Source organism: Thermomonospora sp. CIF 1 (assembly GCF_001896795.1).
GTDB classification, from domain to species: domain Bacteria; phylum Actinomycetota; class Actinomycetes; order Streptosporangiales; family Streptosporangiaceae; genus Thermomonospora; species Thermomonospora curvata.
On the sequence record NZ_MOYN02000018.1, the window covers coordinates 395,877 to 407,261 of the forward strand.

The 11,385-nt window shown below is 70.3% G+C and carries 12 protein-coding genes; 8 read left to right on the forward strand and 4 right to left on the reverse strand.

Annotated elements, in window-relative coordinates:
- Window positions 1-54 precede the first annotated feature (54 nt).
- The 3 genes from BUE48_RS12525 to BUE48_RS12535 all read left to right on the forward strand — a co-directional run bounded on the left by BUE48_RS12525 (window position 55) and on the right by BUE48_RS12535 (window position 2,153).
- Window positions 55-804: a hypothetical protein gene (locus tag BUE48_RS12525; RefSeq protein ID WP_286989860.1), complete on the forward strand. Its 750-nt coding sequence runs from the start codon at window positions 55-57 to the stop codon at window positions 802-804.
- Entirely contained in the window at window positions 801-1,379 is a 579-nt protein-coding gene (locus BUE48_RS12530) for a hypothetical protein (protein ID WP_286989861.1), read from the forward strand. The genes BUE48_RS12525 and BUE48_RS12530 overlap by 4 nt, the downstream gene beginning before the upstream one ends.
- 186 nt (window positions 1,380-1,565) lie before the next feature.
- Window positions 1,566-2,153: a hypothetical protein gene (locus tag BUE48_RS12535; RefSeq protein WP_012852870.1), complete on the forward strand. Its 588-nt coding sequence runs from the start codon at window positions 1,566-1,568 to the stop codon at window positions 2,151-2,153.
- An 86-nt stretch (window positions 2,154-2,239) separates the two neighbouring features.
- On the opposite strand, the gene BUE48_RS12540 is transcribed toward BUE48_RS12535, so the two are convergent.
- Window positions 2,240-3,436 carry a glycosyltransferase gene (locus tag BUE48_RS12540; protein ID WP_286989863.1) on the reverse strand — a complete coding sequence of 399 codons (1,197 nt, stop codon included), beginning with the start codon at window positions 3,434-3,436 and terminating at the stop codon, window positions 2,240-2,242.
- A 1,670-nt stretch (window positions 3,437-5,106) separates the two neighbouring features.
- Here BUE48_RS12540 and BUE48_RS12545 point away from each other — a divergent pair.
- The 4 genes from BUE48_RS12545 to BUE48_RS12560 all read left to right on the forward strand — a co-directional run bounded on the left by BUE48_RS12545 (window position 5,107) and on the right by BUE48_RS12560 (window position 7,712).
- Window positions 5,107-5,907 carry a serine/threonine-protein kinase gene (locus BUE48_RS12545; protein ID WP_012852873.1) on the forward strand — a complete coding sequence of 267 codons (801 nt, stop codon included), beginning with the start codon at window positions 5,107-5,109 and terminating at the stop codon, window positions 5,905-5,907.
- A gap of 211 nt (window positions 5,908-6,118) precedes the next feature.
- Entirely contained in the window at window positions 6,119-6,388 is a 270-nt protein-coding gene (locus tag BUE48_RS12550) for a WD40 repeat domain-containing protein (RefSeq protein ID WP_286989864.1), read from the forward strand.
- Between the two features lie 15 nt (window positions 6,389-6,403).
- Window positions 6,404-7,117: a WD40 repeat domain-containing protein gene (locus tag BUE48_RS12555; RefSeq protein ID WP_286989865.1), complete on the forward strand. Its 714-nt coding sequence runs from the start codon at window positions 6,404-6,406 to the stop codon at window positions 7,115-7,117.
- 103 nt (window positions 7,118-7,220) lie between these two features.
- Entirely contained in the window at window positions 7,221-7,712 is a 492-nt protein-coding gene (locus BUE48_RS12560; protein WP_012852875.1) for a hypothetical protein, read from the forward strand.
- Window positions 7,713-8,208: 496 nt separating this feature from the next.
- Here the strand turns inward: BUE48_RS12560 and BUE48_RS12565 are convergent, their stop codons facing one another.
- The 3 genes from BUE48_RS12565 to BUE48_RS12575 form a co-directional block, all read right to left on the reverse strand.
- Entirely contained in the window at window positions 8,209-8,706 is a 498-nt protein-coding gene (locus tag BUE48_RS12565; protein ID WP_353745290.1) for a pyridoxal-dependent decarboxylase, read from the reverse strand.
- Window positions 8,592-9,476: a pyridoxal phosphate-dependent decarboxylase family protein gene (locus BUE48_RS12570; protein WP_286989866.1), complete on the reverse strand. Its 885-nt coding sequence runs from the start codon at window positions 9,474-9,476 to the stop codon at window positions 8,592-8,594. The genes BUE48_RS12565 and BUE48_RS12570 overlap by 115 nt, the downstream gene beginning before the upstream one ends.
- Window positions 9,477-9,880: 404 nt before the next feature.
- Entirely contained in the window at window positions 9,881-10,162 is a 282-nt protein-coding gene (locus BUE48_RS12575) for a hypothetical protein (RefSeq protein ID WP_012852877.1), read from the reverse strand.
- A gap of 356 nt (window positions 10,163-10,518) precedes the next feature.
- Between BUE48_RS12575 and BUE48_RS12580 the strand changes: the two genes are divergently transcribed.
- On the forward strand, window positions 10,519-11,385 hold an 867-nt coding region (locus BUE48_RS12580; protein ID WP_286989867.1), incomplete at its 3' end, for a hypothetical protein.

Sequence of the window (11,385 nt, forward strand, 5' to 3'; positions counted from 1 at the left end):
GTTCTGTCCCCGGGATGCGCTCTTCCAGATCATCCCCAGCGGCTCCCTTGGTCGGTGGTCTCTTACATTGAGGCCGGGCGGCGGGGCCGCCAGGCGTTCGTCGTGCTCTGCCTGCGGGACGGAAAGCGGGTTCGGCTGCGGCATCCGTCCGGGAGGGTCGGCGACCGCCGGTTCGAGGAGGCCCTCGCCGTCATGCGGCAGCGCCACATGGAGGCCTGCAACGGCGTGCTGCCGGCGGTGACCGGCGCGCCGATCGCGGAGCGACGGGTGCGGCTGTGGGTGAAGGCGGCGGCGGTCCTGCTGCCGGTCGCCGCTTTGGCGATGCACTTTTGGTGGCTTGACCGGCAGTCCGACCGTCACGACACGCCACCGGAGGTCGCCTCATGCGACTACCTGCCGAGGGACCTGGCCGCCCAGGCGGTCCCCGGAGGCCGCGAGGTCGGCTTCGGCATCGAGAGCCTGGCCTGCCGGTGGGGCACCGAGCGGCCGTGGGAGCAAGGCACCTGGCTGGACATGTTCATCGGCACCTGGTCCGTCCACGAGGCCGAACGCTCCCATGAGGCCAGGAAGAAAGGCCATCCCCCGGGCAGTGTGCTGCACCCCCTGCCCGGGGCGAAGAAGAACGCCTACACCGTGGCCTGGCAGGACAGCTGGGGGTTCACCGCCCAGGGCCGGGCTCACGTCAAGGGCTACCTGGTGACGGTCGACCTGCACACCCGGCATGCGCCCTCGGCCGCCGTGGCCGAGCAGCAGGTCGCCGGCATCCTGCAGGCGATCGTGCGGAAATTGGAGAAGCGGGTATGAAAGCGACTCCCCGTGAACGCGTCTGGCTGACGCAGACCCTCCTGCTGACCGCGTGCCTGTGTCTGCTGTCTCTGCTGGCGCTCCCGGACCTGAGCTCACCCGAAGAAGAGGAGGAGTCGCCGCCCAGGCGCACGCCGCTGGTGGACCTGTGCGCCTGGTTCCCCTACCCCAAGGTCACCCGGCTGGTTCCCGATCCCCGGCCTCCCCGGCTGGAGCACTATTTCCCCGGTGTGCTCCAGTGCCGCTGGCTGAGCCGGAACGGCCGTGCCCGCTTGGAGATCAGCGCCGTCCGCCCCAACAGAGGGGACACTCTCGAAGAAGAGAGTCGTATCGCCCGGGACGCCTATAGCAGCCCGGGAGTGACCGGGAAGGTCTCCCCCGCCGGAATCGGCGAGGAGAGCATGATGGTCGTCGACACCGAGTCCGATACCCCGGCAGTGGGCATCAGCGCCCGCGACGGCCTGGTGAGCATCACGGTCCTCTACAAAGCCCCGCGCGAACCCGAACAGCTCATCGCCGGAGCCAAGGAGGCCGCCGTCGAACTCCTGCGCATCCTCCCCCATAAGGGGTACTAGGCGCCCCTGATCGCGTGGACGGGGGCGCCGTCCAGAGCCGAGCAACCCCCTGCAGCCATGGCCCGAAGGGCCATTCCCGTAGCCCGGCGGAAACCGGGACCGGTGTCCCTGGGCGGCGGGACGCGGACGAGATGAAGATCGTCACCGAGAAACCGGGGGACGATCATTTGATCACGGGGAGTCGACATGTTCGGCACGGGAACCCGTCTCGTCGTCGCGGGGGCGGTCGCCGCCACGAGCCTGGTGGGGGTCGCCGCGCCCGCCGAGGCCAAGGCCAAACGGTGCGTGCTCGGAACCTGGGTGCTGACGTCGTTCACGGCGGTGTCCAAGGGACCGGGGTACAAGCACACGATGGACGGCCTGGAGGGGACGGTACTTCGGATCAAAAAGAATTCGATCATGTACAACTTCACCGGCTCCAAGCGCGGTGACATCAGCGGAAAGGCGAACGGGCACCCCTACCAGATCTGGCATCTGCTGTCCGGCAAGCTCACCGTCAAGGCGAAGGTGACCGGGTCCACCAAGGGCAAGGTGAACGTGAAGCCCAGGACCGCCACCGGCGGGGCCACCCGCACGGAGATCTACATCGCCTCGGGCCAGAAGATCCGCACCGGCCCCTTCAACATGGTCAAGGAGCACAAGACGGGCACCTGGGAGGCGACCACTCCGTTCTACTCGTCCTACACCTGCAAGGGCAAGCGGCTCCGGATGGACTCCAAGACCGGCGCCAACGGAAGCTCCACCAAGGTCACCAGGATCTTCAAGCGCCTTTGACGGCGCGCTGAAGCCGTAGGCGAACCGCCGCAGGCCGGAAACGTCCCCCGGGCCTGCGGCGGTTTTCCGTCGGCCCGCCGCCTTCCTCAGCCGAGCTGTTCGACCACCAGGTCGGCGGCCGTGGCGGCGCCATCGGTGCGGACCCGTCCGGCCAGCGCCGCCGCCCGTTCGGCGGTTTCCGGGGCCAGTGCCGTCTCCAGCGCGGACGCCAGGGAGCGGGCGGTCGGCACCGGGCCGTCATGGGCCGCGCCGATGCCCAGCTCGGCGACGCGGCCCGCCCAGTACGGCTGGTCGGCCCCCTGCGGGACGAGCACCTGGGGCCTGCCGGCGCGGGCGGCCGTGGCCGTGGTGCCCGCGCCGCCGTGGTGGACGACCGCGGCCACCCGGCCGAACAGCGCCTGATGGTTGACCTCGCCGACGACGAAGCAGTCGTCCCGGTCGTCGACCGCCGACAGACCGGCCCAGCCGCGCAGCAGCACCATGCGGCGGCCGTGCGCGCGGACCGCCTCGACGACCGCCCGCGGCAGGTCCGCCGCCGCCTTCATCGGCATGCTGCCGAACCCCACGTACACCGGCGGCTCCCCCGCGTCGAGGAACGCCCGCAGGTCATCGGGAAGCGGGCGGTCGTCCGGGACGAACCAGGCGCCGGTCTGCACCACGTCCACCTCCGCCGACCCCTGCCAGGGGTCCAGCACCGGGTCGCTGGCCAGCCAGTTGCGCCCGCCGAACAGGAAGGAGGCCACATCCTCTGCCGGCGGCAGGCCCAGCGCCGCCCGGGTGGCGTTGATCGCCTCGCCGAACAGCTCGTTCAGGTACCGGTCGTGCAGCTTCCCCGGGTAGGCCAGCGGCGCCCGGTGCGGCGAGGGCAACGTGAGCTGCTGGAAGGTCACATGCACCCAGGGAACGCCCAGCTTCTCGGCCACCGAGCGGGCCCCGCCCAGCGCCGCCGGCACGCCGGTCGCCACCAGCGCGTCGCACCCTTCGGCCGCTTCGGGGAGCACCCGGCGCTGGCTCGCGGCGATCTCGGCCGAGACCCGGGCCACCACCTCTCCCGCCGGCGGCCTGGCCGATTCGGTCGGCGGCAGCGCTTTGGACGCCGATGCGCGCGCCGACGGCCCGTACGGCACCAGCGGCACCCCGACCGCCGCCAGCCGCCGCGCGATGTCCTCATCCGGCGGCGCGCACAGCCGCACCTGAACGCCGCGCTCCCGCAGCCGCACGGCGAGCGCCGCCATCGGCTCCACGTCCCCGCGCCCGCCCCACGTCGACAACACCACCCGCATTTTCACGCCCCCGTTTTCATCGGTTCCGGCCACGGCGAGCAATTCTGCAACAGAAACCGGCGCTTGCCGCAAGTCCCCCCGTCTGCTATATATTGAAAATGGCGGGAGTCGTTGAGATTTTTGACGGGACGAACAGCACCCCTCCACCATCGCCCTGAGGCCGAAGCGGCCGCTCCTCCCGGTGGACTCGCCAGGACCGCAGGCTCTCGCTCGGCTGTATGCACCCTCGATGGTCAGCCCCGACTCCCGGTTCCCTCTGCGGCACCACAGCGAGACCGCGCCTGCAAACAAAAGACAAATTCCCGACGCTCCGAAATACCTCCGGTTCATAAGACCTGAATGATGTTTGACAGGCCCAGGAAGCAGCTTCTCGTTTCAGCGATCCCCAAAAGGACGAGCGTTGCCCAGGCCTGTCATCGAGCCGCCACCCGCTTCAAGGCTCGGCCGTGCCATATGTGACCAGCCGCCTCAAGCGAGCCACGGGAGCCCCGCAAGCCGACGCCGGCCGGCACAACCGGCATGCTGAACCGGAAAGAACGCATTCAAGGAGCCCACACGAGCCTGAGCCCTGGAAAAACGTCCCTGCCGGCAGCGGGCTTCGGACTCGTCCTCCTGCTGCTCACCGCATGCGGCGGCGGACGGCCCGCCGACCCGGTGCAACCGGGAGCGGCCGCCATCGGCGACCTGGACATCCACCGCCGCAGCGACATGGAGTTCTTCAGCAGGCTCCGCCGGCCCGGCGCCCTGTACATCCGGCCGCCCGCCGACCTGGCCGCCGGAGTGAAGGCTTCCACGGCCGTCGTCATCGCCGAGGTCACCGGCGTCCGGCCGACCCGAACCCCGGGCGACGGCGACCCCCAGCCGCTGATCGGCGTCGTACTGCGCCCCGTCGAGGTCCTCAAAGGAAGGCTGCGGCCGGAGCCGAAGGAAGCGGTGGCGGAATTCCTCGGCGGCTCCACAGCGGATTCAGCCGACCCCATAGCCGAATTGCGCCGCACCCTCCCGCGGGGTAAAGCCATCTGGTTCCTGCGTTGGAACGGGAAATCCCCACGCGCGGCCAAAACGGGAGCTACCCCTCTCCCGGAGGTCGACAAGCAGTACTACAGCCTCGTGCACATGGAGGGCGGGGTCTTCGTCCAGGGGCCGTCCGGAATCCTCGCCCCGACCGCCCAGCGGAACCACAGCAACCCCACCGGACCGTCCCTGCGAAACAGCAGGGAGAAGTTCCAGAAGCCGAGTGAACTCGCCCACCGGATCCGCACTGCCACCCGACCGTTCAAAGTGCACGCCGGATCCTTTTGCCACGTCCTCCCCATAGGCAGAGACGGGCTCGTCGCGGTCAGGAACGTCGTCCCTCAGGAACCCAAGACCGCATGTAGAAAAAGGTTCACTGAGGTTTTCTCAACGATTGAGTGCCCTGGAGGGCGGCGGCCGCGCAGGGGCCGGAGCAAAGTCCCTGGTGAGGGCACAGGCGGGACGTCGCCGAGCGGGCCGCGGGACTGCCGGCTCACGGCCGGGTGCGGAAGAGGCCCACCGGGACTGGCCGACCGCGCGCACTCCTGGCAGGAGGCGTCGCGATATGAGGCGGGCTTGTATTCGTTGAGAAAACCTCACTGCCAGAATTCCTCCGGAGCCGCGCCGAAGAAGGCCGCACAGGACGGGGAGGTCGAGTGGTCGGGCCCGGGACGCTGCTGGGGGGAAGGTACCGGCTGGAGAAAGGGCTGGGCCGGGGCGGCATGGGCGAAGTGTGGTCGGCCTTCGACCAAGGGCTGGACCGGCAGGTGGCGGTCAAGATCCTGCTGGCGGAGCTGACCGGCGACCCGGCGCTGATCGCCCGGCTGCGGCGGGAGGCCAAGGCGGCGGCCGCGCTGCAGCACCCCGGCATCACCGTCGTGCACGACCTCGGCGAGCACGACGGGCACCCGTATTTCGTGATGGAGCTGCTGGAGGGCACCACCTTCAGCGCGTTGCTGACCGCCCACCCCGAAGGGCTGCCGGTCGCCCGGGCGACGCATTTGATGGCGCAGGTGGCCGACGCCTTGGACCATGCGCACCGCAAAGGGGTGGTGCACCGCGACATCAAACCCGCCAACCTCATGGAACTGGCCGAAGGCGGGGTGAAGATCTGCGACTTCGGCATCTCCCGTTACGCCGACGCCACGACCCAGCTCACGGCCACCGGTGGCTTCCTGGGCACCCCCGCCTACATGGCCCCCGAACAATACGAGGGCAAGGAGGCCGACCCGCACCGACCTGTACGCCTTCGGCTGCACCCTGCACGCCCTGCTGACCGGCGGCCCTCCCTTCTCCGGCTCGTCCATGGCCGACCTGATGCGCCGGCATCTGACCGAGCCCCCGCCGCGCCTGAGCGCGCTGCGCCCGGACGTGCCGGGCGAACTGGACGAGCTGGTGTCACGGCTGCTAGCCAAGGACCCCGGCGACCGTCCCGTCACCGCCGCCCAGGTCCGTGACATCCTGCGCGCTCTGCCCTCCCGCTCGCCGGTGCCCGCTCCGTCAGCCGTGGCCATCGGCCGGGACCGCGACGCCCCGGGCGGCCCGCCCATCGCTCTTCCTCCGCCCGCACCCGCTCCGATCAGTGGTCCAAGCCGCGCCCCTCTGCCCTCCGCCGCTTCTCCGCAGGCGCTTTCGCCGGCCGCTCCCGCCGCCGGCAGGAACGGACCCATGCGGCACGTGCTGGTCTTTCTCCTCGTCCTCGCCGCGACGGTCACCGTCGGGTTCTTCGTCCTCAACGCCGTGCGGCCCAAAGAGGCACGCCCGCCGTCGGCCCGGCGGCCGGCGAGCTGGGAGACGCTGCACGTGCTGACCGGTCACACCGACCGGGTCGAAGCGGTGTCCTTCAGCCCCGACGGCCGGACGGTGGCGACCGGCGGCCATGACGGAACGGCACGGCTGTGGGATGCGGCCACTGGACGCCCCACCGCGGTGCTGTAGAACCACCGCGGGGCCGTGTTGTCCGTGGCGTTCAGCCCGGACGGGCGGATGCTGGCCACCGGCGGCACGGATGCGACGGTACGCCTGTGGGAGGTGCCCACCGGACGTCCTGTGGCCACGCTGAAGGGACACGGCTCCGAGATCGGGGCGGTGGCCTTCAGCCCCGACGGCCGGACGGTGGCCGGCTGCGACAGCGAGAGGCTGCTCATGTGGGACCTGGCCACCCGGCGTCCCACCGGCCCCCTGGCCGGACGCGGCGACACCTGCTGGTCGCTTGCGTTCAGCCCGGACGGCCGGACCCTGGCCACCGGCGGCGGCGATGAGAAGGCGTTCGTGCGCGAAGTGGCCACTGGAGACCTCGTGGCCACGTTGACCGGCCACGACAAGTGGATCGAGACGGTGGCCTTCAGCCCTGATGGCCGGACGGTGGCGACCGGCGGCCATGACGGGACGGCACGGCTGTGGGATATGACCACCGAACGCTCCACCGTGGCCGGAGCCGGCCAGTTGGACGTGGTGGAGTCGGTGGCCTTCAGCCCGGACGGCCGAACCCTGGCCATCGGTGCCCGGGACGCCAACGTGCACCTTGTGGAGGCCGCCTCCGGCCGCCCGGTCACCACACTGACCGGCCACGACGGCTGGGTCATGTCGGTGGCGTTCAGGCCGGGCGGCCGGTCCTTGGCCACCGGCAGCCATGACGGGACGGTGCGGCTATGGACGCTCAAGTGAACCGGGCCGCGACAAGCCCGTCCGCCGGGCGTGAAGCGGGGAACGCCTTAGCCTTGATCGGGCCGGGGTTCGTTCTGGAACCCTCCACCCGAAGGGAGCGGCCGTGGTGGGGCTCGTTCTGTATTTCGGTTTCCTGATCGGGTCGGGCCTCACCCTGATCTTGATCATCTGCGGTGTCGCTGCGGCCATCCGGTATGGACGGCACTCCCGGGCCGAGCTGCTGAGAGCGGGCGCGATTCTTGCTCTCGGGGTGGCCGTCGGCGTGTACACCTGGGGAATGGGGCACGTGCTGCTGGCGGTCATGAACGCCGAGGACGGCGGTACGGGTTCCTCGCCGCTGCTGCCGTGCCGAGGGGAGGCCGCTCCAGAAATGGTGTCGCAGGTCGTCGACTACCGGGTCGGCTGGGTGCCGCTGCGGTTCCAATGCCTGCCGGCCGATGGCGGAAGCTACACCACCTCGGCGGTGCCCTGGTATGTCAACCCGGTGGCGTGGACGTTCGGTGTGGCGGGAGTCGCGGGCCTGGTCGCCCCGGCCGTGTCGGCGCGGCGGTCGTCCCGCCCGGCGGGTAAGGCCGGCACCCGCTCCACAGACTGAGAGCTCCCGCCCATCGTCCTGCCGACAGCGAGGCCGCGGAGTACAGGACAGCCTCGAACCTCCTCTCTTTTGCCGCTCCCGGCGACGAGCAGCCGGGACGATCTGCTCGCGCCAGCCGGAGCCACCGAAGTGAACCTTTTCCAACAGGCCGTTCCCGCAGGTCGAGACGGGGATGTCACGGCCAGGGACAGTGCTGTGATCCGCAACGTCATGGCCCCGGAACCGTCAAGGCCCCGTTCCAGCCTTCCAAGGCCACGTGCTGGAAGCTAACCCTGGAGGCGAAGAGCCGGAGTTCTCCCCAGAGGGGACGGAACAGCGCCAAGGTGGACGTCCATGGCGCATAAATCGTCTGGTGGAAACGCCGGATGCGTCCCCACCTGGCCAGTCCGGCTCTTCGAGAACCTCGACGATAAGTCCGGTGACCGCAAGAGACCAAAGATCCCCACGAGACGAGCAAGCGGCAGCGTGGCGGAGACCCACGGTTGAGAAAGACGCATCACAACGCGGCGTTCAGCGCACTGACGATGCGGTCGAGGTGGTCGGGGGTCGTTCGCCAGTTGCTGAAGGCGGCCCGCAGCGCCGGGGTGCCGTTGAGAACGGTGGGTGTGACGAACAGGTCCCCGCCGGAGGCGACCGTCTTGACGATGTGGTCGATGCGGCCGGGAGCGGGGTCGTCGGCGACGGTGAAGCAGACCACGTTGAGGCGGACGGGGGCCAGCAGCCGCCACCGCGGGTCGGCTGAGAGGCGGTCGCCGAGGGCGCGGGCGGTGGCCATGTTGCGTTCGACGATCTCGCGGTGGCCGTCGCGGCCGTAGGCGGTCAGGGAGAACCAGGCGGCCAGGGCGCGCAGCCGCCGGGAGTTCTCGGGGGTCAGGTGGATCAGGTCTGGGGTCTCGGTGGGCCGGCCGAGGTAGGCGGCGCTGTTGCGGAAGACGCGGATCTGCAGGTCGCGGCGGCGGGTGAACTGCAGAACGCGGCGTCCACGTGGAGCCAGAGGGGGTGGCGTTCGCGCAGGGCGGCGATGGCGCGCAGGTCGTCGAAGTCGCCGGTGTTCACCGTTCCGGCGTTGGCCACGACGATGGCGGGGCGTCCCTGCAGCGCGGCCAGTGCCTCCTCCAGTGCGTCGGGGTCCACGGCCTCACGGCCGGGCAGGGTCGGGACGGTCTGCAGGGCGTTGCGGCCGAGGCCGAGCATGGACAGGGCTTTGCAGACGCTGGAGTGCGGCGTCCCCGACAGCACGGTCACCGGCCCGAGCGCTCCGGCCCCGGCCTCGGAGACCTCGACGCCCGCCTGCTCGCCGAGCCATTCGCGGGCGATGGCGAGCCCGACCAGGTTCGATGCGGTCGCCCCGCTGACGAAGGCCCCGCTGTGCGCCTCGCCCAGCCCGAACAGCTCGCGCAACCAGCCGATGACCTCCCGTTCCAGGTCGGGTGCGGCCGAGTCCAGCCCGCTGACCGGGTTCTGGTCCAGCACGGCGGTCAGCCAGTCCCCCACCAGGGCCGCCGGGGTCGCTCCCCCGGTGACGAACCCCAGGTAGCGGGGGCCGGCGCTGCCGGAGAACCCCGGTTCCCAGTGCTGCCGGAACTCCTCCAACGCCCCGGCGAGCCCTTTGCCCTCCGCGGGCAGCTCTCGCCTCGCCCGCGGCGCGGGCGGGACCGCCACCGGCCTTTCCTCCAGGCCGGACAGCAGGTCGGCGGCGTACCCGCTGGTCTGCGCCAGCAACTGCGGAAGCCGAGCCAGATCGTCGCTGAGCCTGTCGTGCATGTATCGGACGGTAGAGCCGGACGACCGCGCCTGTCGCGGGCCAACCGGCGAAATTGGCCGGGAAAGAGGAATGCCGGCCGGAGCGCGCCGTCACCGCACGGTGGACGGCCCCTCGGGGTACCCGGTGGGGACCGGACCGGTATACCGCCGCCAGGCCCGCCGGCCCACCCCGAACAGGCGAAAGCGGCCGAGCAAGAAGCACGGCGCGCGGGCGAAGAGCACGCAACCGCCGCACGGTGGACGGGTCGTCCGGGTGTTCTGCAATGAACGGCCGGGCCGGTGGGGCGTTCGGCGGTTCCACCGGCCCGGCCTGGGCGCTCGGCTCATGGGCTCCCGTCCCGGTGCGGAGCGAGGTCGTCGTTCGCCTCGTTCACCCACTGGTCGCGCACCGGGGCTGCGCCTTCTCAGCCTCCGTAGCGTTCGGTGCCGACCTTCTCGGGCGGCATGTAGTAGTGCGGTTCCTCCGGGTAGTTGCCCCCTGCGGGGGACGTCCCCATGAACTGCACGAACACGCGGCTGCCGTCCTCGCACTCGATGCGGAGGCCGACCGGCTTGTCCTTCAGGCCCGCCTCCTCGAAGGTCAGCACCTCGCGGATGCGCGCCTTCTGGGGAACCCCGTCCTGGTCGCCCTTGGCGTACTCGGTGAGCAGGTGCTTGAGCAGTCCCTCGATGTATCGAGGCTTCATGCTGGCTGGCTGAACCTCTCTTGAACCCGAATGCCGATATCAGTGAGCACCGGTCAGTATCGCCCACCGGCGGGACGGGCGCCGTGCTCTCGCACCGGCCGGGCCGTATCGCTCCGGGCAGGGGCCGTTTGAGCCGGGCCGGCCGAGCCCGTGAGGCGGAAACGTCCAGGTAAAAAGGCAAGTTCGCCCTCATGTGGCCATATTCGTCCGGATGCTGTTCCGCAGGCCCGGTGAATCGTACTCTGCGAGGTGATCCAGCTCTCAGTGGCCGCGGCGCTCCCCGCGAAGCCGGCGGCACCGGAGGGACTCATGCCGTCGGAACACCCGTCACCGATCCGAGGGGAGACGTGCCGCCGATGGTCTCGCTGATCTTCATGTCGACCGGGCTGTGGGCCACGGCGGCGGTGTTCCAGGGCTTCCAGCTGAGCGGCTCGGGCCTCCAGCAGGTGACGGCACTGCTGATCATCAGCGTAGTGGTGGTCCCGGCGGTCTGGTTGGCGTCGCAGTTGGTCCTCCCGGTCCTCGACATCGTCATGGAGGTGGCCCTCGAGTACGAGCCTCCCTACCGGCCTGGGGACAAAGCCGCGAAGCGGGGTCTCGCCGGCATCTGGAAGGAGATTCCCCTCGGCGCCATCGCCTGGATGGGGTTCCTCGCCGTCTCGGCCTTCATCGTCCTGGGTGCGGTGTCCCTGGTGGTGGGATCGACGGCGGTGTACCTGGCGGTACGACTGTGCGGGGCGTTCGACCTGCCGGTGCAGCTTGCCGGCCTATGGTCGGCCCTCGGCACCTACTGGCTGGCGTCCGTCCTCGGCTCGGCGTTCGAGGGCGTGCTGAAGATCCTCCTGGGAGGGGCGGCGGCGCTCCTGGGCATGCTCAAGGCGGCCGAAGTGGCCCTGGTGGTGGGCGGGCTGTTGCTCGCCGAGCGGCTCTTTGCAGGCGTGCGGCTAGAGTCCGGTCCCCACGTGCCCCAGTGGATGGCGCTGACCGTGGTGGCCGTGTTGTTCTCCGCGTTGGCCTTCCAGATCGATCTCCCCGGCCTCAGGACGCTCTCCCTGGTCGTCTGCGGCGCGCTGGGGTTGTGGCTGCTGTCGTGGCTGAGCACCTGGATGGAGTTCACCCTGCACATCAGCGGCTTTTGGACCTTCGTGGGAACCGCCTGCCTGCTGATGCTGCTGACCGGCCCGATCCGGCTGATCAAGCGCTCGACACGACAGCCGGAGCCG

Bases quoted from the DNA above. Each gene is read 5' to 3' on its own strand.
- BUE48_RS12530 (WP_286989861.1), top strand. From the start codon at position 801: ATGAAAGCGACTCCCCGTGAACGCGTCTGGCTGACGCAGACCCTCCTG.
- BUE48_RS12535 (WP_012852870.1), top strand. From the start codon at position 1,566: ATGTTCGGCACGGGAACCCGTCTCGTCGTCGCGGGGGCGGTCGCCGCC.
- BUE48_RS12540 (WP_286989863.1), bottom strand. From the start codon at position 3,436: ATGCGGGTGGTGTTGTCGACGTGGGGCGGGCGCGGGGACGTGGAGCCG.
- BUE48_RS12550 (WP_286989864.1), top strand. From the start codon at position 6,119: ATGCGGCACGTGCTGGTCTTTCTCCTCGTCCTCGCCGCGACGGTCACC.
- BUE48_RS12570 (WP_286989866.1), bottom strand. From the start codon at position 9,476: ATGCACGACAGGCTCAGCGACGATCTGGCTCGGCTTCCGCAGTTGCTG.
- BUE48_RS12575 (WP_012852877.1), bottom strand. From the start codon at position 10,162: ATGAAGCCTCGATACATCGAGGGACTGCTCAAGCACCTGCTCACCGAG.